The organism is Bradyrhizobium sp. Pa8 (genome assembly GCF_052588265.1).
This window is the reverse complement of the sequence record NZ_CP176767.1, coordinates 4,666,197-4,687,318: the sequence shown is the minus strand read 5'-3', so window position 1 is coordinate 4,687,318 and position 21,122 is coordinate 4,666,197. Positions and strand designations below refer to the sequence as shown.

The 21,122-nt window shown below is 64.6% G+C and carries 30 protein-coding genes; all 30 read right to left on the bottom strand.

The features are described 5' to 3' along the window. Positions 1-13 precede the first annotated feature (13 nt). The 30 genes from ACKWRH_RS21585 to ACKWRH_RS21440 all read right to left on the bottom strand — a co-directional run bounded on the left by ACKWRH_RS21585 (position 14) and on the right by ACKWRH_RS21440 (position 21,080). Entirely contained in the window at positions 14-418 is a 405-nt protein-coding gene (locus ACKWRH_RS21585) for a hypothetical protein (protein WP_445222249.1), read from the bottom strand. 22 nt (positions 419-440) lie between these two features. Continuing rightward, on the bottom strand, positions 441-2,465 hold the full coding sequence (locus ACKWRH_RS21580) for a portal protein (RefSeq protein ID WP_445222248.1): 2,025 nt from the start codon (positions 2,463-2,465) through the stop codon (positions 441-443). Positions 2,466-2,483: 18 nt separating this feature from the next. After that, a complete protein-coding gene (locus ACKWRH_RS21575) occupies positions 2,484-2,813 on the bottom strand; it encodes a hypothetical protein (protein WP_445222247.1) in 330 nt (109 codons plus the stop codon). Next, positions 2,795-3,112, bottom strand: coding sequence for a hypothetical protein (locus tag ACKWRH_RS21570; RefSeq protein ID WP_445222246.1), 318 nt, complete (start codon positions 3,110-3,112; stop codon positions 2,795-2,797). The genes ACKWRH_RS21575 and ACKWRH_RS21570 overlap by 19 nt, the downstream gene beginning before the upstream one ends. Before the next feature lie 3 nt (positions 3,113-3,115). After that, positions 3,116-4,453: a hypothetical protein gene (locus ACKWRH_RS21565; RefSeq protein WP_445222245.1), complete on the bottom strand. Its 1,338-nt coding sequence runs from the start codon at positions 4,451-4,453 to the stop codon at positions 3,116-3,118. A gap of 4 nt (positions 4,454-4,457) precedes the next feature. Further along, positions 4,458-4,829: a hypothetical protein gene (locus tag ACKWRH_RS21560; protein WP_445222244.1), complete on the bottom strand. Its 372-nt coding sequence runs from the start codon at positions 4,827-4,829 to the stop codon at positions 4,458-4,460. Further along, positions 4,829-4,993 carry a hypothetical protein gene (locus ACKWRH_RS21555; RefSeq protein WP_445222243.1) on the bottom strand — a complete coding sequence of 55 codons (165 nt, stop codon included), beginning with the start codon at positions 4,991-4,993 and terminating at the stop codon, positions 4,829-4,831. The genes ACKWRH_RS21560 and ACKWRH_RS21555 overlap by 1 nt, the downstream gene beginning before the upstream one ends. Beyond that, a complete protein-coding gene (locus ACKWRH_RS21550) occupies positions 4,993-5,367 on the bottom strand; it encodes a Gp49 family protein (protein WP_445222242.1) in 375 nt (124 codons plus the stop codon). The genes ACKWRH_RS21555 and ACKWRH_RS21550 overlap by 1 nt, the downstream gene beginning before the upstream one ends. A 102-nt stretch (positions 5,368-5,469) precedes the next feature. Next, positions 5,470-5,802, bottom strand: a complete 333-nt coding sequence (locus ACKWRH_RS21545; protein ID WP_445222241.1) for a hypothetical protein — start codon at positions 5,800-5,802, stop codon at positions 5,470-5,472. 12 nt (positions 5,803-5,814) lie between these two features. After that, a complete protein-coding gene (locus ACKWRH_RS21540; RefSeq protein WP_445222240.1) occupies positions 5,815-7,446 on the bottom strand; it encodes a terminase in 1,632 nt (543 codons plus the stop codon). A 12-nt stretch (positions 7,447-7,458) separates the two neighbouring features. Beyond that, positions 7,459-7,587, bottom strand: coding sequence for a hypothetical protein (locus tag ACKWRH_RS21535; RefSeq protein WP_445222239.1), 129 nt, complete (start codon positions 7,585-7,587; stop codon positions 7,459-7,461). Position 7,588: 1 nt separating this feature from the next. Further along, entirely contained in the window at positions 7,589-8,074 is a 486-nt protein-coding gene (locus ACKWRH_RS21530) for a hypothetical protein (RefSeq protein WP_445222238.1), read from the bottom strand. 397 nt (positions 8,075-8,471) lie between these two features. After that, positions 8,472-9,218: a transcription termination/antitermination protein NusG gene (nusG, locus tag ACKWRH_RS21525; RefSeq protein WP_445222237.1), complete on the bottom strand. Its 747-nt coding sequence runs from the start codon at positions 9,216-9,218 to the stop codon at positions 8,472-8,474. Continuing rightward, the gene (locus ACKWRH_RS21520) at positions 9,161-10,279 is read right to left on the bottom strand and encodes a hypothetical protein (protein WP_445222236.1); all 1,119 of its coding nucleotides are present in this window, start codon (positions 10,277-10,279) and stop codon (positions 9,161-9,163) included. The genes nusG and ACKWRH_RS21520 overlap by 58 nt, the downstream gene beginning before the upstream one ends. A 139-nt stretch (positions 10,280-10,418) precedes the next feature. Further along, positions 10,419-10,742, bottom strand: a complete 324-nt coding sequence (locus tag ACKWRH_RS21515) for a hypothetical protein (RefSeq protein WP_445222235.1) — start codon at positions 10,740-10,742, stop codon at positions 10,419-10,421. After that, the gene (locus ACKWRH_RS21510) at positions 10,726-11,094 is read right to left on the bottom strand and encodes a hypothetical protein (protein WP_445222234.1); all 369 of its coding nucleotides are present in this window, start codon (positions 11,092-11,094) and stop codon (positions 10,726-10,728) included. The genes ACKWRH_RS21515 and ACKWRH_RS21510 overlap by 17 nt, the downstream gene beginning before the upstream one ends. Next, entirely contained in the window at positions 11,091-12,815 is a 1,725-nt protein-coding gene (locus tag ACKWRH_RS21505) for an SNF2-related protein (protein WP_445222451.1), read from the bottom strand. Before ACKWRH_RS21505 ends, ACKWRH_RS21510 begins: the two co-directional genes overlap by 4 nt. 2 nt (positions 12,816-12,817) lie before the next feature. Beyond that, positions 12,818-13,198 carry a hypothetical protein gene (locus tag ACKWRH_RS21500; RefSeq protein ID WP_445222233.1) on the bottom strand — a complete coding sequence of 127 codons (381 nt, stop codon included), beginning with the start codon at positions 13,196-13,198 and terminating at the stop codon, positions 12,818-12,820. After that, complete coding sequence (locus tag ACKWRH_RS21495) at positions 13,195-13,398, bottom strand: hypothetical protein (RefSeq protein ID WP_445222232.1); 204 nt, start codon at positions 13,396-13,398, stop codon at positions 13,195-13,197. The genes ACKWRH_RS21500 and ACKWRH_RS21495 overlap by 4 nt, the downstream gene beginning before the upstream one ends. Beyond that, on the bottom strand, positions 13,395-13,625 hold the full coding sequence (locus ACKWRH_RS21490) for a hypothetical protein (RefSeq protein WP_445222231.1): 231 nt from the start codon (positions 13,623-13,625) through the stop codon (positions 13,395-13,397). Before ACKWRH_RS21490 ends, ACKWRH_RS21495 begins: the two co-directional genes overlap by 4 nt. Then, a complete protein-coding gene (locus ACKWRH_RS21485) occupies positions 13,625-13,912 on the bottom strand; it encodes a DUF2312 domain-containing protein (RefSeq protein WP_445222230.1) in 288 nt (95 codons plus the stop codon). The genes ACKWRH_RS21490 and ACKWRH_RS21485 overlap by 1 nt, the downstream gene beginning before the upstream one ends. A 61-nt stretch (positions 13,913-13,973) precedes the next feature. Next, positions 13,974-14,189: a hypothetical protein gene (locus ACKWRH_RS21480; protein ID WP_445222229.1), complete on the bottom strand. Its 216-nt coding sequence runs from the start codon at positions 14,187-14,189 to the stop codon at positions 13,974-13,976. Next, positions 14,186-14,647 (bottom strand): ASCH domain-containing protein, encoded by a 462-nt coding sequence (locus tag ACKWRH_RS21475; protein WP_445222228.1) that lies wholly within the window; start codon positions 14,645-14,647, stop codon positions 14,186-14,188. The genes ACKWRH_RS21480 and ACKWRH_RS21475 overlap by 4 nt, the downstream gene beginning before the upstream one ends. Further along, positions 14,644-14,979, bottom strand: a complete 336-nt coding sequence (locus ACKWRH_RS21470) for a hypothetical protein (protein WP_445222227.1) — start codon at positions 14,977-14,979, stop codon at positions 14,644-14,646. The genes ACKWRH_RS21475 and ACKWRH_RS21470 overlap by 4 nt, the downstream gene beginning before the upstream one ends. Then, positions 14,976-18,677, bottom strand: a complete 3,702-nt coding sequence (locus ACKWRH_RS21465; RefSeq protein WP_445222226.1) for a DNA methyltransferase — start codon at positions 18,675-18,677, stop codon at positions 14,976-14,978. Before ACKWRH_RS21465 ends, ACKWRH_RS21470 begins: the two co-directional genes overlap by 4 nt. Then, the gene (locus ACKWRH_RS21460; protein ID WP_445222225.1) at positions 18,674-18,874 is read right to left on the bottom strand and encodes a hypothetical protein; all 201 of its coding nucleotides are present in this window, start codon (positions 18,872-18,874) and stop codon (positions 18,674-18,676) included. Before ACKWRH_RS21460 ends, ACKWRH_RS21465 begins: the two co-directional genes overlap by 4 nt. Next, positions 18,871-19,500 carry a hypothetical protein gene (locus ACKWRH_RS21455; RefSeq protein WP_445222224.1) on the bottom strand — a complete coding sequence of 210 codons (630 nt, stop codon included), beginning with the start codon at positions 19,498-19,500 and terminating at the stop codon, positions 18,871-18,873. Before ACKWRH_RS21455 ends, ACKWRH_RS21460 begins: the two co-directional genes overlap by 4 nt. Next, positions 19,497-20,186, bottom strand: coding sequence for a hypothetical protein (locus ACKWRH_RS21450; RefSeq protein WP_445222223.1), 690 nt, complete (start codon positions 20,184-20,186; stop codon positions 19,497-19,499). Before ACKWRH_RS21450 ends, ACKWRH_RS21455 begins: the two co-directional genes overlap by 4 nt. After that, on the bottom strand, positions 20,183-20,572 hold the full coding sequence (locus tag ACKWRH_RS21445) for a hypothetical protein (protein WP_445222222.1): 390 nt from the start codon (positions 20,570-20,572) through the stop codon (positions 20,183-20,185). The genes ACKWRH_RS21450 and ACKWRH_RS21445 overlap by 4 nt, the downstream gene beginning before the upstream one ends. Position 20,573: 1 nt before the next feature. Then, on the bottom strand, positions 20,574-21,080 hold the full coding sequence (locus ACKWRH_RS21440; protein WP_445222221.1) for a DUF7220 family protein: 507 nt from the start codon (positions 21,078-21,080) through the stop codon (positions 20,574-20,576). Between the last annotated feature and the right edge of the window lie 42 nt (positions 21,081-21,122).

Below are 21,122 nucleotides of genomic sequence, written 5' to 3'. Positions count from 1 at the left end.
GCGCGCGAAACCGCTACTGGATGGCGACGTACAGGCTGTCGCCCGCGGTTGCGCAGGTCCCGACGATCGGGCCGCTATCCGTGTAGGGATAGTAGCGCGTGTAGGCCTGACCCGGCTGGAGCAGCACGGAGGCCTTCGCGGCCGTAATCGTGCCGCCCTTCGTGGTGACGCTGGTCGCCGTGGTGTTGCCGGCGGAGACCACGCCCGTCACGTCGAGATAGCAGCTGTCCGACGCATTGTTGTTCTGGATCGTGAGCGCCCGGCGCGTGTTATTGGCGGTCTGGATCGTCTGGAAGGTGTTGCCGGTCGTGATCGAGACCGACCAGTTGTCCGACGGCACGGCGCTTTGCGCGGCAGCGCTGCCCACGCCAAGCAGCATCGCACCCGCAAACACGATTCCTCTGACAAACGCCAGCATCGCTTCTTCCTTTCGCTAAAGTTCAGCGCATGCCTGCGCCAATTGGCGCAGCCTGCCGCTGCGGCTGCATCCCCGCCTGCCCTTGCGGTTGCAGGAACGGCAGCATGATCTCATGCGCCTTGACGAGGGAATCCCGCACGAAGGTTGCCGCATCGAGATCGGAGGCGCGGGCGAGATGGCCGGCGCGCGCCGCTTCCGTGGTGACCTGCGCTCGCTTGGTTTGCGCGGTCGCCAGCGCCTGTTCGGCCAGAGCAAGCGTCTTCCGGGTGTCCGCGGCCTGTTTGGCGTTCTTGCCGGCGGCGTGCTCCAGCTCGAGCTTGGTCTTGGCCTGCTGAATCTGCAGCTGCTCCGGCTTTGGCGCCATCATCTGCTGCAGCTTGTCCTTCTCATCGCGCGGGATGTCCGGATCGATCTCGACCAGGATCTGCGGCGGGATGGTGCCGGGCGGATATTTCGAGAGCTTGTCCGACAACTCCTGAAGCGCAGAGATCAGGTCGCGGCCCTCATCGAGCACGATGTTGACGTCGAGCGCGCCGACCGCATTCACCATCACCGGCCGGCCCCATTCGTCGAGATCGACGCCGTTGATCTGGATGAACTCGGCAAGCTTCTGGTTGTTGTTGACGCGGATCCAGCGCTCCCCAGTCCAGTGCCGCTGGCAGGCGTTCCAGATCTTGCGGTAGAGGTTGAGCCGCCACATGCGATGTCCCAGCACGAACGGCCCGAGCTCGGCCATGCCGGGCTGGCGCAGCAGCTCGATGGCCTTGCCGGAGAGCTGCGTCATGCCGGCGCCAGTCATCGCCGCGATGTTGGAGTTGGCAAAACCATCCAGCTCGTTCTTGGCGTCTTCCGTGAACGAGGTGAAGGTCGCGACCTCCGGCGTGGTGTCGTCGACCTTGAGGTCGAAACCCTTGTTCTTCTCCACCACGCCGTCATGGCGTGCGACCTCGCGGCGGGTGATCTCGACATCGTCGACGGCGCCCTTGTCCATGACGATGCGGCGCGAGTTGGCGAGCGCCAGCGTCTTGGACTTGCCCTGGTTGAGCGCGTCCTGCGGACCCTTGAAGGTGCGCACGAACGAATAGCGGTCGCCGTCCTGGTCGATGAACGGGCCCCACATCTCGAAGGAAGAGACCGAATTGCCGCGCTCATCGAAGAACGGCGAGACGCCCTGGTCGAGCAGCACGTTGGCGACGTAGAAGGCCCAGCACCAGCGCCCCTTGTGCTTGTACCAGTGCTCCACCATGCGCACGCGGCGCGTGGAGGTGATCAGCCACTTGATCTCGCGGTCGGGGTTCGTCGTCAGGTCGCTGTCACCCTGGAACAGGCCCTCGAGCAGCTCGGCCTTGTCCGGAAAGATCTCGATCGCCGCGTCGACGTCCATCCACTTGGCGATGCCCTCGTAGCGGACATCCTTGAAGTCGAAACGGAAGGAGCGCGGATCGTAGAAATATTCGTCCCCGATCACCCATTCGAGGCCGACGTCCGGATCGCCCTTGTCGCCCTTCTGGAGCACGACCTGCACGCCGCCAAGGCCGTCAATGCCGGTCTGGAGCAGGGTCCAGTAGTTGAGCGAGTTCTTGAACTGGTTGGCATCCAGCACATAGCGCACGGTTTGCGTGGCAACGGACGCACCCGCCTCGCTCTTGGGATCGCGCCCCTCCGCCTTCGGGTCGCAGCGCATGCGCTCCACGACGCCGACGATGCCGTTGATCTTGCGTCCGATCCGGTTCCAGATCTGGACCGGCTGATGGCGCGCTTTCAGCACGCGCAGCTGTTCGGCCGTGAGCTGGGCGCCGTGGTAGTAGCGGCGGCTATCCTTAGCCTCCTCGACCTCTTCGACCTTGCTGTCGACATAGTCGAGATACTGCCGGCGCAATTCCCCGACCGACAGGAACTGGTTCGGGTTGGTCTCGATGCCGCCGCCCGGCGCCTGCCGCGAGAAATCATCCGACGTCTCGGGCCGGCTATCGGGGACGAGCGGCGCCAGGCGCGCAGCGTCGGCGCGATCCATCTCGTCAAGTGGGGAATATTCGACCAGGGGCATGCGAGGCGGTCGCGCGGGTTACTTCGTCGCGATGCCGCGGACGGTCTGCCCCTTGCCGCTATCGCCTTCCTTGCCGGAGGCGATCGGCTTCTCCTTCTTCAGCTTCGCAAGCTGCTTGTCGGAGATGTGGCCGGAGCGCGCCAGGCGATCGGCCTGCCGGGAGACCTCGGCCATCTTCTCGGATTCCTTGGCGGCCTCTTTGCGAACCATGCCCATGAGCTTCTTGTCCCCCTGGATTTCGTCCGCGCGCATCAGCGTCCGCATCGCCTCGCGGACGTCCCAGTCGTCATAGCGCTTCGCCTGCGCTGGGCTCGCCGGCACTTCCGCGGTCACCTTAGACTTTGCCATGCCACGTCTCCTCTTCCCTGCTCACGCTGCCGGCGCGCGGCAAGCAACCGTGCGGCCGTCTTTGGATGATGCCCGTCGCCCATCAGGCTGATGACGCGGGAGAACCCGTATTCGTTGACGAGGTCGCGCCAGGCGCGGTCGAGACCGTCGATCCGCATCATCATGCCGAACCGGTCGTAGTCTTCCGGATTGTCGTCATCTGGATCGACTTCCGGATCCTCCGGGATGTCCTGCCAGCGCGGGCGATCGTCGCGGACGAAGCGCTCGCGCCGGCACCGCGCCAGGGACCGCGACAGCACGGATCACCCCTTCGCCAGCATCTTGTCGAGCTGCTTGTCCGAGATCTTGCCCTCGGCGTAGAGCGCCTCGGCCTGCCGCTGCTGCTTGCTCTTCGGCTTGTCCTTGCCCAGCACCTGTTCCAGCTGCTCCCGCGCGACGTCGAGCGCATCGAGAGGCTTGTCCAACAGATGCCCTTCGACCTTGTCGGCGACCGCCTTGCAGTTGGCGATGGCTTCATCGGGCGTATCGCCATAGGCGACGACAGCGCCGATCTCGGCGCATCCGGTCCACTGCGGGATGACGTAATACTCACCCTCGATGCGGCAGAAGTTGCGCAGCTTGACGAAGTCCAGAACGTCCTTGCCGATGGAGACGTGCATCCAGTTCTGATCGGCCCATTCGGAGATCAGAAGCACTTCGGCGCCCCACTTTGCCTTGTACTCCGGCTCGACGATGATGCCTTCCGCCGCATACCAGATCACCTCGGCGATGTTCGCCATCAGCACCTGGTAGAGCTCGTTCGGCGGCGAGCCTGCGCGACAGCACGGATCGATCAGGTAGGCCTTGCCGTCCTTGGTGCAGCGAACCTCGGTCGACAGGAAGCCGCGATATCCGTAGCGCTTCAGCGCCGGGGCCAGCTTTTCATTGACGGAGCGCACCTGCTCTGGAAGCTCGGACCAGCGGACCGTCTTCATCAGGTAGGCTTCGTCCTTGACCTCGACGCCGGTCATTGCGCTCTTGGCGAAGCGCCCATCGACGCAGATGCCGTCATAACCGGTCTCGACCGCGTCGTTGATGCCGGCCTCGACCGTGAACTGCATGATCTTGGTGTAGGCCCCGAGCTTGTGCTCCAACTCGTTGAGGCGGACCTCGACCTTGTCGTAGCTCTTGGCGCCGAAGGTCTCCATGTCGCCTCGAGTGCCCGAGATCTTCACCCACTGATCGTCATGAGACTTGAGGTACCGCCGGAGCGCATCGAGCCCCGTGATGACCTTGTAGGGCCCAATATCGATGCCGAGCTTCTTGCTCGCCTCTTTCGACTTCGGCCGGTCGATCTCGAGCTCGGCGCCGCCGCGGCAGCCGAACACGCGCTTGCCCTGCGCGACAAGCCACTTCTGGAATCCCGCCTCATAGACATCCGGGAAAATCCAGATGTCGACCTCGTCGAAATAGTCGAAGGGGTTTTCGATACGCTCGACGCCCGGCAGGCCATCACCGATCAGAAGCGCATTGGACTTCGGCATGCCGCTTGTCCAGGGCACGTAGTAGAGCACGCGGCCGAAGGACTTGCCGAGCGTCACGGCGAGCGCGGTGAAGACGCCATTGTCATAGACCAGTGCTGTCTTGCTCTTGAGGTTCAAGGACTCACCTTTTCAAGCGCAGCTGGTGGAAGAACGCGCCATCATCCTCGGTCGAGGGTTTCAGGCCAAAACTCTCCGCCTGGTCGAAGACAGAGCCCATCCCAAACTCGCGGCAGGAGCAGACGAACAGGTAGGCGCCGTCATGGTCGGACCAGGTGTCGACGACCAGGAAGGATTCCGTGATGGGCAGCATAATGGTCTGCCCGGTCCCGCCCTTGCCCTCGAGCGGATAGGTCCACACCTTCGGCTCCCCGACCGGATACATGCCGATCGCATCACAGACGGCGACCAGGAATTCCTTCCACTGCGCCTCGGTCAGCATGCCGTGCAGCACGAGACCGAACGAGCGCATCCTTGCCCCCAGCGCCTCCGCCATCAGAGGTCGCCCAGATGCCGCTTGGCGGCCTTCTCGGAGATCATGCCGCGCTTGATGGCACCCTTCGCAGCCTTCCGGGTGACCGCCTTGTTCTTGCGGTTGCCCTTGGGCTTGCCCTGGTAGACAACGGCGTTGTTCGCGGGGGCGGAGGCGGTGCCGGCCATCAGCGGCGATCCCCGGGCCATTCGGGAGCTGCGAGGCGATCTCGCAGCGCAAAACCCATCAGGGGCCAGAGCTGGCGAACGGCGTCCTCATATGCGTACTGCTTGCCGAGCTCCGCGTCGAAGTTCTCCGGCGAAGCCCGCGCACTCTTGCCCACGATCGTGAAGCCGTTGCGCATTTCGAGGATGCAGAGCGAGAGCAAGCCGAGCGGGTTGCCGGGCTTGCCATTTCCCGTGATGACCAGCGCCTCACCGACGGCATCGCACCCGCGCACGTCATACCGGCGGATGATCGCCGCCTCGATGTCGGACAGCTTCACGCGCGGCGCGACTGCAACGGCTTCGCTCGCGGCATCGGTCACCTTAAGGCTGTCCATCGTCTTCCTCTCCGTACGGATCGTCGCAATAATCCCGCCAGGCGTCGGGATCGTCGGGCTCGACCTCGGCAGCGTCGAGGTCGTCTTCGTCCTCAGGGTCGATCAAGCCGCCGTCTGGTCGGGCAGCGCCTGGCCGCGATGGCCGAGCAGCGCCTTCATCTCCTCGAAGTTCTCGCGGCTGATCGGCGCGTTGTTCTCCATGGAGTGACCGACGGCCGCGATCAGCGAGGCAACGCGCTCGGAGATCGTGGGCGGCGCCTGCTCGACGTAGCCGCCCGCCTTGGCGCGCTCCAGGTTCTCCGCGTTGCGCTTGGTCTCGACCTCCGCGACCGACAGCTGCCGCTGCGGCGCGTTCGGATCGCCGCCGATCTGCACCTCGCCGGTCGCCGGCACGTTCGCAGCGATGCCCTCACCTGCGTTCGCCTGATCGTCCATGGTCATCCTCCCTTACAGGGTTGCTGTGTCGTCGGAGTAGCGTTCCTCGCGGCTCTCGCCGTAGGCGTCGCGGGATTCCTTCTGCGCCGGCGTCAGCGACTTCACCCACGGCCGCGAGGTGCAGGCGTAGCGGCCATCGTCGGCGGCGTGATCCTCACCCGTGGTGTCGAGGTCCTCAGGCCGAGCCGCGTCATGCTGGAGCACGGGCACGGTCCGGATGAAGTCGACGCAGGTTGCGAAGACGTAGAGCATCGGCCGGCCGGCGGACCAATCGACCGCACCATCCTCGCGGCGCTTGGCCGTGCCGATCAGTCGCGCCCTCATTCCATCCCAGCCCGACATCGGACCGCCGCGGTCGCGGCTCTCGGCACGGGAGACGCGGGTGTTGTCGGCCTCGCGGAACGGAACCAGCTTCTCCTTGATCAGGACCTGGTTGATCCGCTCTGCGATCGATGGGCCGCCGTCCTCCTTGAAGGTCGAGGGATCGAGCACGCCGTAGGACAGTTTCGGATCGTCCTTCTCCAGCTTGACGATGCGCGCCCCGACCTGCTCGGCCGTCAGCTTGCCGCCCTTGGCGCCGTAATCTTCGCGGTAGCGGACGAGGGCGCCTCGCGGGAGCAGATTTGAGCGAGCTCTTCCGCCGTCCACTGCGAGCCCTGCATGAAGTCCTCCAGATCGTCCACCTCGATGATCGGAACGTTCTGATAGATCAGATTGATCGCCGTGCCCGACAACGGGAAGCCTGTAGTCGTCTCCAACAACGGCCCACCAACCGATGCTGAACGGGCTGTAAGAGCCCCAGTCGCCAGAGCGGAAGCGCAACCAATGGCGCGGAAGAGTGAACGGCGCGACAACATGCTGCGGGTTGCTCCACTCATCGAAGAAGGCGCCCTCGACCACGTCCCAGTCGCCGTCCTTCATCGCCTTGACGAGCGAGGCCGAGCCCAGCCCCGCAAGACGATCCGTGTAGCTCGGATCGTCCTTGGCCATCGAGGGATTGTCCTCGAGGCGCGCCGGGATGAACTGCCGCAGCATGCCGCCTTCGGACGGAGGCATGCGGCGGATCGTCAGCGGCATCGTGCCGGTGATGAAGGTGGTCTTGACCCAGAGGTGGCCGGTATTGCCGGGGTTTGAGCCGCACAGGATGCGCGGGAACTTGCCGACATACTCAGGCGGAAGCGTGATGCCGACCATGCGCACGCGGTTGCGCAGGAAGCGGTACTGAGCTTCCGAGAAGTGCGTCAGCTCATCGATGAGCAGGACGTGGATTTCCGCGCCCTGGTACTTGTAGACGTCGTTCTCCGCCTTGCAGTGGCAGAGATAAATCCGGCTGCCGTTCCAGAAGCGGATCTCATCGCCGATGATCCGGCACCATCCGCCGTGCACCAGAGGTGCCAGCATCGCGCGAAAGCCCTTCGGGCCTTCGAGATGGTTCTTGTAGAGGTCCTCACGAACGCGGCGGAAGAGATAGACCTGAAGGCCTGCGATCGAGGAGCACCAGACGATCGCGGCAACGCGCATCAGATGCGACTTGCCGGGGCCGGCGGCGCCGCCGAACAGGACCTCGGTCGCCTCAGTTAAGAACGCCGTCCACTGTTTCGGCCAGAGGTGAACGCGGAGCGCGTCGGGACGCTCGTCATGCACGGCGACGCTTGCTCAGCAGGGCGACAGATAGCCGGAGGCGCCGCAGAAGGCGCCCTTCTCCTCCGCACTTGGAGGCGGCGACAACAACACCCACAACACGACGCCGCCGAAGAGCGCCAGAGTTCCTGCGATGCACTTCATGTCAAACTCCCTGCGGCGCGCCGGTCATGATGATGGTCGGAGCGACAGCCGTCACAGCAACGCCCGCCAGCGGCACACCATCCTTGCCCGTCGCCTCGACCTTGTCGCGCCAGAGCCCGGCGAGCTTCGCCTTGGTCTGGATGCACTGGTTGGCCGCGCTCGGCTCCTTCAGCTTCATCGCGAGATCGCGAGCCTCTTCGGCCTCCACCATCAGCGAGGCAACGGACGTCGAGGCCAGCATCGCGCCCTGGTACTGGATGCCGGCGACGCGCTCGCGAATGACCTTGCGCTGGCAGAACTTGCGCGCGTTGGCCCGGAATGACGACGCGCCCGTGTCGAGCCCGCCGAGCGCCGCCGCCTCCTCCTGCAGACTCGCCGTCATCGGCAGGCCGCGCTTGGCGCGCTCCTCGGGCGTCAGCGCAAAGCCGGCAGCCAGATGCTGCGCAGCGCGCTCTTCCTGAGGATTACGCAAGGCCACCGAGTGCATCGATATGATTCCATCTGAGTCCGGACTGACTCAATGTCGCCGCAAATGAAAAAGCCGCCCGCAACAGAGGCGAACCTTCGCGGGCGGCTAAGTCTAGGAAGGAAACGCCCAAGGAGGGCAGCGACCCCACGCCCATCACCCCGACCTAGTTGGAACTAGGCCAGTCCGGACCGCAGGGCCGCACAACCTATGTCTGAAAACGAAAACGCCGCCCGTGTTTCATGCACGGACGGCGTTCGCCGGTTCTCACCTTCCCAAGCAGAGGAGGATACTTCGCGAGCCAACGAAGCGTCCTATAAACGACAAAGCCCCGCACGATGGCGGGGCTTAAATTGCGCAAGCTTCGCACTTTGGGTGGCCGTTAGGGTGGCTCCCGGGGTGGCTGGCAGGGTGGCTGCTACTTGCCTTGATGCGCGACCTGCCAATATTCCAACTCAACTGGCGTCGCGCGTCCGAAGATGTTCACTGCTACTTTGATTCGCATCGTCGGTTCAAGGTCCTCGATCGCAACGTCGAGGCCCTCTTCCACAGTCCCGGGGAAGGACGCGAACGGTCCGTCGGTCACCATGACCTTGTCGTTGATGTCGAAGAGCACGCGCAAGCTCTCCTTGCCCGGGATCACGCCGTTGTTCTCCCGCGCCCTGATGGCGGCGATCTTGTCCTCCGGCATGAAGACCGGCATGCGGTCGCGGCACATAAGCCCGCCGACGCCGGCAAACTCGAAAGCATCGTGCCAGCCAGGCTGGCGCAGATCGAACCGCGTGAAGACGTAGCGGGGGAACAGCGCCGTCTCCTGCGGGGCCATCACCACCATGCCGGAGGCGCGCTGCGAAGCCGACATGCGCTTGCGCGGCAGCGGCTTCAGCTGGACGATCTTCGGATAGTAGGTTTCGATCTTGAAGCGGGCGAAGGCATCGAGTGCCTGCTGATCAGACCCCCGGATGCACTGGACGATGTACCATTTCGGCCCCGGGCTCTCCCGCTCGGCCCTGCGTTCCGCCTCCCGCTGCTCCGCATAGGCCCGGCGCGCTGCAGCTTCTTCCTTACTCACGGTTTTCATCAACATCCTGCCCTCTCCTTCGCCGTTCACGATTTCAAGTCCTGGTAGTCCTGATCGGTCATCAGCCGCTTGGGCGGCGGCCACTCGCCCTTTTGCGTCGGAGGCCATGGATGCGGCGCGTAGATGCCGCGCCGCTGCTCCAATCCCATGCCCTTGCTGTCGATCAGTGAGGTGCGATTGCCGGGCACATGGGTTGCGATGAATTTGGACCACGCGCCGATCTGCTCGCGGTCTTCGATCCAGATCCCCCGCGGGCTCTTGGCGGGGTCATCGAGCGCCAGCAGCTGCGCCGTGACCTCGCGCGGATAGACGATCCGCCCACGACTTTCCGGCGGGCGACCGCGGGCAATCGCGTACAACGCCGTGATCGCCCTCCCCTCGGGGCTGGCAGGATCGTAACTCGCTGGCCGCGCTGCGGCGGCGGCATCAGGCGCAAGCTTCGCAAAGCCCTCCCACGCATCCCGTTCCTTCAGGAACAGGTGCGCCCCGAGCCGGGCAGGAGGCCTTCGCTGTGACCGCAGGTGAACCGCATAGCCTTGCGCTGCCCGCCTCGCCAGCGAGCGTTCGTCGGCCGACAGCGCTGCCCAGACCTGCTGCGCGATCGACTGGCGCAGGATCGGCTCGCCCCAGTCGCTTTCGAATTCCTTCCAACCTTCAAGGTCCGACCCACCCCCCGGAGGGGGGCTGGGGGGAGAATCTTCTTCACGGTTAAGATGATGGTTATTGTCGCTGCAGTGAGACGACCCCTGTCGCTCCGCAGAGACAGCCCCGTCGCCACGTTGCGACACCCCAGTCTCAGCCTGAGACAGGGGTGCGGCCGGCTCATCGTCGCTTTCCTGATCTTCCGAAGGGGCGACCTGCTTGATGAAAACGCCAAATTGCAGCCGGATTTCAGGTGACGTCCGACGCCGGCCGGGTGCTGCCGCGCTCCAGATTTTGCCGGCATCGTCGATCCAGCGCGGGAACATCACCAGGAGGCCGGACGCCTGCAAGAGATCGAGGCGGCGGTAGACCGTCGCACGCGACTGCTGGCTTTTGGCCGCCATCCAGTCGGCTCCGGGCCATGCCACGCCCTCCTCGTTGGCGCAGTCGGCGATGACGTAAAGCAGACACTGGGCGCGGGGATCGCCGGTCGCCTGCTCCATCGCCCAATTCATAGCCTTGATGCTCAAAGGGTCACCTGTGGAAAAGTCAAACAACGGGCATGACCGGCATGGTTCCGGGCACGAAGGCGCGACGACATCGGCGGCGCGTGAGAGGATGCGATGGTGCGAAGGCCTGCGCTCATGGCGCCCCGCCGATCTTGGGAACGCACGGCAGGTCGTCGCGGAGCCGCAGCTGCGCAGATGAGGCCGACTGCCGCCACTCGCGCCAGGCGCGGCCGTCCGGCGCATGCACCGTCACCTTGATGACGCCGCAGACCGAGCAGGTGCGCTCGGTCTGCTGGTAGCGATCGAGCTCGAGCGAAGGCGGCACGCTGATGGGATCGCCGAAGACGTGGTGGAGCTTCTGGCCCTCCGGTAGCACCAGGATGGTGCTGCTCGATTGATCGCTCATGTCGTCCCCCAGGTGCCAGATGGCGTTTTCGGCCTCATAGACGTGGACCATGACCGCCTCGCCGCTTGTCGAGCGCCGAATAACCTGGCGGCGGGTCGCCCAGGACGCTGGCCGTCAGGTCACGCCGATCCTTGGCGGCGCTGCGGCGTTCAAGCTCGGCATAGGCCTGCTCCGACGGGCCGCCGCGTGCGCCAGCCGAGAAGGACGGTCCGTGGCGGTTGAACCGGGCTGCGACACTGTCGACGGTCTTGCGCGTCGCCCGGGCGATCTTGGCAAAGACCTCGCCTTGCGCGCCCCAGGGACCATCGCCGTCGCCGTGGTGATCGGCGAAGTCCCGCTGCCAGATGGCGGCGGCCTTGCGGATATCGGTTGACGTCCAGAGGACGCCTTGCGCTGTCTTCATTGCCCCTTCTCCAGGTACATTTTGGCGAGCGCCTTGATGCGGGATTCATCTGTGTGAACCTGCTCAAGGCCTGCCTTCGGATCGATGATGCCGCGGGCCTGCGAGGCCTTCAGGCCCTGCACGCTTGCGATCAGCGGGTCGGACCCGCCGTCGGCGACGATGAAGATTTCCGTGATCGGATCAGTGCGGGCGTGCGGGCGAAGGCGGCCGGCCAGCTGCTTGTGCACCTCGCGCGACCAGTCGAGCTCGCCGTGAACGACGGTTGCGCAGCGATGCTGCAAGCCGTCGAGGCCGGCGCCGGAGCGCAAGGACATGATGATGCAGTCGGTCTCGCCGGCCATGAAGGCGCGCTTGACGCGGTCCTTGGCTGCCGGGCTCTCACTGCCCGTGTAGAGCAGCGGGTTGTAGGCCGCGAGCTCCTTGAGCCAGATGTCATAGACGTCGCGATGCCAACCGCCCAGGATGATCGGGGTTTTTGCATCGAGCAGGATCTTGACGTAGGCGGCAACGTGGCGGGCTTTGGCAACGCCGGTCGTGTGCCGCGCCATCATGTCGAGCTCGCGCGCCGCCTGCCCGCGCTCGGTGAAGGAGCCGGAGAGAACCTTCAGCGCCAGCGATCGCGCCAACTGCTCGTCCGCGGCTGCCGCTTCCTCATCGTAAGGCACATCGACAACGATCCGGTTCGGCGGCGGCCCGCCGCCCACCTCGCGGATCATGATGTTGAGGTCGCGCAAATGGCTGCCGAGCGCGACCGGATCGTCGATGATCAGCTTGCTCTCATCATTGAACTTGCACCATTCGCGGATGAACTCCTCGCGGGTGCCGAGGATGCCGGGTTCGATGATGTCGAGGATGTTGAAGATCTCCCCGCCATAGCCGAAGATCGGCGTTGCCGACAGCCCGATGCGGCGGCCCGCATTCTGGGCGAAGACGGAAGCCGCCTGCCCTTTTTGCGTGCCGCGGCCGTGGCGCAGGTTCTGCACCTCATCGAAGATCACGGAGCGGAAGCGGCCCGTCTCGGCGACATTCACCCAGCCGTGCGCGTTGGAATATTTGAAGATGTAGACGTCGCGGTTCGGCAGCACGTAAGGCGAGGTTCCGGCGATGATGTGGGCCGAGAGCGTCGTGAACTTCATCACGAAATCGTCGAACCATTGGTTCGCAACGTGCGCCTCGCAGATCACGGCAATCGGCAGGAATGCTTCATCCATGCAGGCGGCGAGCGCGGCCAGCGTCTTGCCGAGCCCGACGTCGTCGGCGACCAGAAGGCGCCCCGTGCGCTTTGCGACCTCGACCGCCCGAGCCTGGTTCGGGCGCAACACCACGCCCTCCTTGAGCCGCACTGGGGCCCCTGACGGCTTCCAGGTGGGCATCAGGACGTCGTCGATCTCGGAACGGATACGCTCAAAGCGGATGCGCCCCTCAGCGAGCCGCAAGCGATCGGCGGGCGCCACGACCAGCGGATAGCGCTCAAGGAACCATTCGAGCTCGGAGCGGGTCTCGTCGCTGTCGACGAAAGTGTACGAGCCGACCTGCGTTGCCGAAAGCCGTGGGAAGATGCGCTTGGCGCGGATGGCGACCTGCGGCTCGAGTTCGGTGATCACCCAGCGCCCGGCCTCCGCCACGAGAGCGAGCTTGCCATAGGTGCGCGTCTCAGCCTCGTTTTCGCGCCAGGCAAGGCCGGCAGCCGCGGCAAGGAGATCATCGGACGGAGAATGCATGTTCACAGCCAGCTCCGCCCCAGATGCGCAATCGCCGTCGGCTTGCCGTTCACATCGAACGGCAAGCTCATCGGCACATTGGTCGCCAGCACGATCTCCGCGACCTGCAGATGGGCGCAGTACCGCTCGATCTGGCGATAGATCGCCCGGCGCGAGCCGCCGATCTTGACCTCGATGGCGCAGGCCGGCGCCAGCGGCTGCAGGGTCGCGCCCTCCCCGGCCATGAAGTCGACGATGTCCTTGTCGTCGAGGCGGACTTCGCGGGCGAACGGCACGAGCTCCATCGTCAGCACCTGCTCGATCGCGGCCTGCAAGGCCTTCTCATCTGACAGCGGGAGGCGGTAGCGTGCAAAGAGGTCAACGATCAGCTTGCGCGTGGTCATGCCGCCTGCTCCGCGGGCTCACAGGCCGGTGTGCCTTCACCCTCGATCCGATCGAAGCCACCAGCGGCGTAGAATTCCGTCCAGTAGCGATCACGCCCGCCTTCGTGCTCGGAGCGCGACACCTTGATCATGCCGCAACGCTCGCACTGGCGTTCGGTCTTGTGCTCGAATGTGGTCTTGGGGCCCCAACGATGCTTCATCCCACCCGGCTCCACTTCCAATGGTTGCGCGCGTAGACAAACCAAAGGGCGATATTCATCGGCAGCAGACCCCACGCCTGCGATGCGATGATCCAGACCAACCAGAGCCCCTGGTTGCCAAGGCCGATGGCCCATGCATGCGGGTGCTTATTGCCGGCGAGCAGCGTCATCCAGATCGTGATGGCGGAGAGCAGCCAGGGCAGGTAGGCGCGGACGGCTTCGCCCATCACAGCATCCCCAGCGCCTGCATGTACGTCTCAAGGATCGTCTCGGCTTCTGCCCGCTCGTTCGGATCCTGCTTGCGCATCCGCACGATGGTGCGCAGCGCCTTGACGTCGTAGCCGTTGCCCTTGGCCTCGGAATAGATCTCGGCGATGTCGTCGGAGATCGCCTTCTTTTCCTCCTCGCAACGCTCGATGCGCTCGATGATGGATTTGAGCTGATCCTTGGCGAATTGGGTCGATGCAGCGGCGCGGGCATCGCCAGAGGTCGACGTCGAGGCTTGCTCGTCCATGGCGCTTCTCCAGGTTTACAGATGTCGGGGGACGCAGGGACGCAACGGAACAAACGCTAGGTCACTCGGCAGGCACGATGCGGTAGCCCGCCTCCTTCAGCGCGATCAGTACGGCGCGGACCGGCAAGGAATCTTCGCTCAGAAGCCGCCCCGACCAGCGGTAGGGCACGGTTGAGAGCGCGACAGCGATCACGAAGTCAGGATCAAGGCGGTGGCCTTGGCCCGACGCAGGCCGGTCCTGCGGCATCAGATCGATCGCGGTCGGGAGCGGGGTCAATGTCGCAGCTCCGCTGACTCTATCACGGCCGCAACAACGGAGCGCTGCACATTGAAGATGCGCTGATGCCCTCTGTACGGGATTGGCTCGCGGAACCTGCGATAGCTGCCGCGGCGCCAGCCGAACCTACCAGCAGAGAAATCGCCGCATGCCATGTCGGCGTCATCCATGAAGCCTTTCATGTAGAGCTTTTCGGTGGGGATGACGTCCGTTAGATCGACGACCCCGACGATGGCGCCCGTGGGCAGGTCCATCCCCCAATGGCCGCCGAACTCGCTGACGACAATGTCGGCAAGCTCTTCGTCGAGATCGAACACGATCTTTTTGGCGGCATGGACAAGCAACTGGCCGCGATACGGCGTCGACCAATGCCGCGTTTCGTGAAGCTTGTTAGGTGACACCCACAGCGAGGCCCAGGGCTGCCAGAGTGAGATTGCCTTGATGATGATGTTGGTCATGCGCTCGCGCCTTTCCTCAGGCACTTTGCCTTGACCTGCTCATTAAAGCCGAAATGGTCCCGCGCCTCTTCATCGTTGGTCGCGACGAAGCCGCAGTGGTAGCAGCACCAAACTCTTGTCGCCTGCGACCACTTCCGCGCCAGGACCAGAGGATTGTGCTCGCACTGCTCAGCGGTATGCCCCGTGTCTTCACAGACCGAGCAGCAGATGTGCTTGACCTGTTCCTGCACCATCGCGCGCGCAAGGTCTGAGATCGCTTCGCGATAGTCCGCCGCCGTCAACGGGCCACGCCGATGGACAACGGATTTGAGATGCTCGAATTCCGCGCTCACGCTTCAGCCTCCGTCACTTGCACATCGCTGGGGGGGGGGGAATTGGCAGCATCAAACGCCGCCAGATCGAACAACGCCGGCACGGCCATCTTCTCTTCGGCCTGCCGCAGGTACTTCACGCCATCGGCGAAGTAGGTCGTCGACAGCTCCGTCGCCGCACCCCGACGTTTCTTCATCAGGGCGCGGTAGGGCACGGTCATCAGCCCGCCAAAGGGATCGAACACCAGCTCGCCTTCGTTGGAATAGCGCTCGATCAGGCGGTCGACGATATCGAATTGCAGCGGGCACAGGTGCATCTCAGCGCCCTTCCTCTGCTGCATCATGTTGAGCGTGCGCATCCGGTTGACGTCGCTCCAGACCTCCGGATCGTGCGAGCCAGGCGCGATCGCCATGAAGGTTGCCGGCAGCGCGCCCTGCGCCTCCAGACGCTCGCCGATCGCGACATGGGCCTCATAGTCATAGACCCGTTCCGTGCTGATCTTGGAGAACAGCTTGGCGTGATCGGCGGCATCGAGAGCGGCGAACTCTTCCGGGGTCAGCAGCCGATCGCCGGAGGAGCGCCAGAAGCCGTGCGCATCGATCTGCCAGCGCGCGCGGGTGTAATCGTCCTTGCTCTTCTCGACCGGGACATCGGCATAGGAGCGCGTCCGGTCGCTCTGGGGCTTGCGGAACAGCAGCACGTATTCCGGCGAGCCGACGCCCATCTTTGTGCTGTCTTTGGCGTTCTCGCTCCAGCCCAGCCGATAGGTCTGGTTGTTCTCCCGGACGACGTCGGTCACGACCGTGATCATGCCGAGGTACTGGAAGTGGTGCGCGCGGTAGTGGCCGATCGCCTCCGCGTGGAATGGCGAGACCGTCGGAACGCCCTGCCCCGTGACGCTGCCGAACAGGATGCGGTCCTTGACGTGGATGCAGGCGAGCCGCCCAGGCTGGAGCATGCGGTGCAGCTCGCAGGTGAGGAAGTCCATCTGGGCCCAGAAATGCGCGTTGTCGTCGGTATGGCCGAAGTCGCGATAGGACGCCGAATATTCGTAGTGGTTGGAGAATGGGATCGAGGTCACGATCAGGTCGACGGAGGCCTCCGGCCAGGTGCGGCACTCCAGCACGGCATCATTGTTGATCGCCGTGAAATTCTCGCCTCTCTCTTCGTGCCGCGCGATCGTCATCGTGCGCAAAAGCTTATCGCGAAGCGGCAGCGTGTTGAGCCCGTGGGCGGCGATGATCTCGCTCATGCGCTTGCGCATGGCCGTGTCCAGCGCCCACTTCTCCTCCAGCGCCGCCCGGCCGGCGCGCATGTCCTCGCTGTAGATGATGTCGATCTCGACCGGATGCTGCTGGCCGAAGCGCTGCAGGCGATAGATCGACTGAATCCAGTCGTTGAACTTGTAGCCGTCGCCGGGCAGGCCGACATAGATCGCCTTGTGGCAGTGGTACTGGAAGTTTGAGCCGGAGCCGGACAGGATCGGTTTCGTCGCGAAATACTTGGTCCGCCCTTCCTCGAAATCGTGCAGGTGCTGTTCGCGCTCCTCCAATTCCATGCCGCTGCCGGTAATCGCAACGACACCGGGCACGGCCGCCTCGATCGCCTCGCGCTCGGCCTCGAGGTCGTGCCAGAGGATGCGATGGCTTTCCGGATCCTGCGCGAGCAGGTCCTGCATCTTGGCGATGCGGGAAGGCAGGCTGTCGCGGCGCGCGCGGGCGGCATCCTGCAAGGACGAGGCGCCCTTGCGGAACAGCACGGTTTGGCCGTCGCGCTCCGGCTCCGCCTGGCTGTGATCGGCCGGCACCTCGTGCCAGCGGATCGTCAGCGGCGGCAGCTCGTAGCCCTCATCGCTGTAGCCGAGCTCGGACGGCTTTTGCAGGAAGGCCGCCCAGGAATGCACCCACATCCAGAATTCGTCTTCCTTGTGGGGGTAGAGCGTGAGGTCGCCGGCCTTCTCGCTGTTGCGCTGGAAGAAGCGCGTCAGCGCAAGGCCCGTGTCCATTACCCCCAGGAAACCGGAATAGTGGATCAGCTCCTTATAGCGGTTCGGCGAGGGCGTTGCGGTAGCAACCAGCTTGAAGGCGACCTTGCCGAACAGCGGTAGGAACTCCTGGAACGTCTTCGAGCCGTAGGAGCGCAGCACGCTCGCCTCATCGAGCGAGCATGCGGAGAACAGGTTCGGGTCAAGCTTGCTGTCGCGGATGCTCTCATAGTTGGTCAGGAAGTGAGCGACGCTCTCCGCGCGCGCGAGGTGGTATTCCTCATTGGTGCGGATGAAGCGGACCTCCATGCCGAGCAGCGAGGCCTCCTTGATGAAACCGTGACGCACGCCAAGCGGCAGCACGTTCAAGGTGGCCCCGCCATTGCGGCGCTGGAGCTGCCGGCACCATTCGAGCTGCATCGCGGTCTTGTGCAGGCCGAAGGACGCGAAGATCGCCGCGCAGCCGAGCCGCAGGGCCCAGACGACCAGGTCCTTGCAGTGCGGTTTGAGATAATCGTGCAAGGCTTCGCGGTCGACCTCGATGCCGCGCAGCGGCGCCGTCACGACCTTGTCGTGGAGGAACTGGTCATAGGAATGCAGCGGCGCTGCGGGCGAGTTGTCATCCCACGCGAGCGAGGCGGCTGCCTGCAACAGCTCCGACCATTCGGCGCTTACGTCACCAGGTGACGTAACGACGTTTTCGCTGCCTGCGCCAATTGGCGCAGCCTCGCGCTGGCGCTTTGCGACGATACCGGCGAGGTATTCATCGCTCGGTTGAAGGGGTGAGCCCGCGTCCTGATTTGGGGGCGAGGACGCGGGCTCTGATCGCAGAACCGGAGTTTGGGTGGGGGCCTGGTCTGCGATGTTGGTATCGGCTTCTGACGGGCTGGGCCGCTCGCTTCCCACCCCGGTTTGCACATCGTCGCGCCGTGGTGCGGGACTACGCCTAGGTTCGGCCCCTTCCACAGCAGCGACAGGCTCACGGGCCACAGCCTCGTCCGCCCGCCCGTCAGAACTCTTTTTCCGCTTACGCGGCTTGCTGCCCGCGATGCGCGAAGCATCGCCAGGCTTGATCGGATCGCCCCGGCCGTCGACCATCGGACCATCCGGGAAGCGGCGCCAGTGCGCTTCGATCGCGGCATTCATCCGGACGTAGTCGTTGGAGCCGAAGCGCAAGCCGTGGCCGCATTTGCAGGTCGCGACCGAGACGATGCGGCCGTCATCAACCTCGGTCGTCATCGAGAACAGGTGGGCGGCCGGGAATTGCCGGCGCAGGCCGTGGGCCTCGACTAGGGAGGCGACCACCGGATCCGAGATCGTCGCGCCGGCGTCGATCTCGGCATAGGTTTTCTGATCGAGCGCTTGCGGCGCGCTCGCGGGCGCCCCGGCAGGCTTCAGCGACAGTGCCCAGTCGATCACGCGCCCCGCATAGCCTTCGCTCCAGCTCGTCCCCTCGCCTTCCTTCACCCGCACGTTCTTGCGGGCCTTGCCCACCATCGCCGCGATCGCCGAGCGAAGCGCCGCCTCGCGGCTCGCATGCTGCTTGCCATCGATCCGGAAACCGGGTGGATGGGCGAGCCACGTCCCGCCCTGCAAGGCCAGCACGCCGATGCGCGTTGCCGGCGAACGGTAGCGCGGATTGTCGTGCTCGAAGAACTCGCCCTGGTCGTCGCGGAAGGCAAGGCCGCCGATGCCGAGCGGCGGTTCGCCGGAGAGGGTGCGGAGATCGGTCATGCCTGCTCGCCCCCTTCAATCACCTGCCCCGCCGTCAGCGTGATCGTCACGGGCTTGCCGGTCTTCAGCCGCTCGGTCAGATCGTCAAGCAGCACGGACGCGCCGAGCTCGGAGGAGCAGATCATCTCCACGATGACCGTGTCCCCTTCGACATCGAGGGCAACCTGCTTGACGACCTGGACGCTCTCGCTGTTCACGCGGCGCCCCTCTCCGCTTCGAGGACCTTGACCCGCTCCTCCGCAGCCCGGCGCAGCTGCACCTCATTGGCGAGCCGCTCGGCCATCTCCATGGCGTCCTGACGCCAAGTCATGCGCCATAGTGGAGAGTTGCAGTTGGGGCATTTGTCCCCGGCCTCATCGCGCGTGGTCACGGAGCCATCGGAGGCGTTGAGATTGAATTGGTTCAGCGTGAAGCTGCACTTTGGGCAGCGCCATTGCCCAGGAACGTAGAGCTGTTCGGCTGGCGCGCTGGCAGACGCATGGAAATGAAACTCTGGCAGGCGCCGCCACACCTCGGGAAAGAACCGCTCAGCGCCTTTCGCGATCGTCTCGCCGCTGCACACCAGCGAGGGCGCGAAAAAGATGCTGTTCGATCCGCCGCGGCTGTCGACACTGTAGTCCCAGAACGCAAGGGCGGAATAGCCAAGCCCCCCGAGGCGGGTCAGCGCGGCCACGTAGGGTTTGGGATCGCGCGGACAAAGCAATCCGTCGAAGTTGAACTCCGGCCGGTTGTGAACTTTACGCAGGTGACCCTCGATGGATTCGAAGAGGTAATGACCGGCCTCTTGGTAGCAGCCGAAGTAGAGGAACTTGTCCGCGCTCATGCCGCGACCTCCGTCGTCTCGACAGCCTTCACGTCGACCGCCGCCACATGCCACTCGACCGGATAGGCGCACGCCGGCATCACCTCCGGGCGCGCATCCTTGGCGTAGACGTGCAGCTCGCCGTCCTCTTGCGTGATGTAGAACGAACCGCGATCGAGCCCGAGGCGCCAGAGATCGCCACAAAGCAGCATCGCCGCAGCCTCCAGCCGCTCGCGCGCGGTCTTGGCATCGCGCGCTTCCTTGGCCTTGCCGTTGGTCGCCTGGAGCGCACCGAAGAAGGTCAGCCAGTAATAGCCGTCCTCGCAGGGCCCGATGATACCGCTGTCGTCCTGGCTGGGATCGCAGACGATGTCGCCGTTGCAGGCGACGACGACATGGGCGCAGCCGTTGCGGCTCGTCCCCGTAACCAGGAAGATCGGCATCTCCCGCAGGTTCGTCCCCGCGATCGAATCCAGCACGGCCTGCAAGGGCCGCGAGCCGTCGCAGACGATGTTGATCGCGGTCATGCCGCGGGCGTTCAGAAAGGCTTCCGCGGCGGCGGCGCCGTCATCGCCTGAGACGGCGCCGTCCATGAAGTGCGGGACATCGGCCGCATCCATGTCCAGCACGATCGCAATCGCCGTGCGGAGGCAGTCGCCGTAGGCGGTGGGCGGGTTGTGGCGGAGGAGTTGTTTTTGCGGCTTCATGCGTGCCCGCCGTCTTCCAGATCGACCGAGCCGTGATAGACCTCCTGCGTCTCGCCCTTGAACTGGAGCATGAGGCAGCGGGCGATCTTGAAAAGCTGGGCGTTACACATGGATACCTGCCCCCCCCGGTCCACATCATCGCCGAGCACGCTCAGTGCCATCGAGCTGATCATGCTGGCGCAGACCGCCGCGAGCGCGTCGGAGACAAACTCGACAGACGTGCCGCGGTTGATCTCTTCCGCCATCAGCCGAGCAAACGCAGTATCGACGACCATCGACATGCGCGCCTGCGCCCCCATGCTCGTGTTTTCGTTCGAAAGCGGTCGCAGGAGCTCAGTTGCTCGTGCGAGCGAGGCTTCAATCTTCTGCATATCGACGTGTGGCATGCTACTTTCCCCGTTTCCGTTCGTTGTCGAATTTCTCGCCCTCTGCGATCATCAGCGCCGTGCCGCGCACCATGTCGCGACGAAAGCCCTGCGGCTTCCACCACTCCCAGTCCCACGGCCAATAGACAGGCAAGTGCTCACCCTTCGTATCGCCGGCATGGATGGCGTAGGACGCGCCCGCCTTCGCCAGGACGCCGGCCGGGTACTTCGCGTCATGATCCGCGGACCAGCCCTCGACCTCGATCTGCCGGAAGCGTTCGGCGATGACCGCCTGCATGAACGGCGACAGCGGACGGCGGATATGCAGCGCCTCGAAGATGCGCCGCATCACGAATTGCCGCGCGATCGAGATCACGGTCATGATCAGCGCGAAGGAAAGATTGGCGTGCAGGCTGATGTGCACGCCCAGGAGCGGCAGGAAGAAGGCCTGCGCCGCAACCGAGATACCGAACCCGACGGCGATGTTGACGAGGGATTCGACCAGGGACATGAACTTTGATTGCTTCATCGAACGGCCTCACATCGCACGGAGTAGTGGTCCGGGTTATTG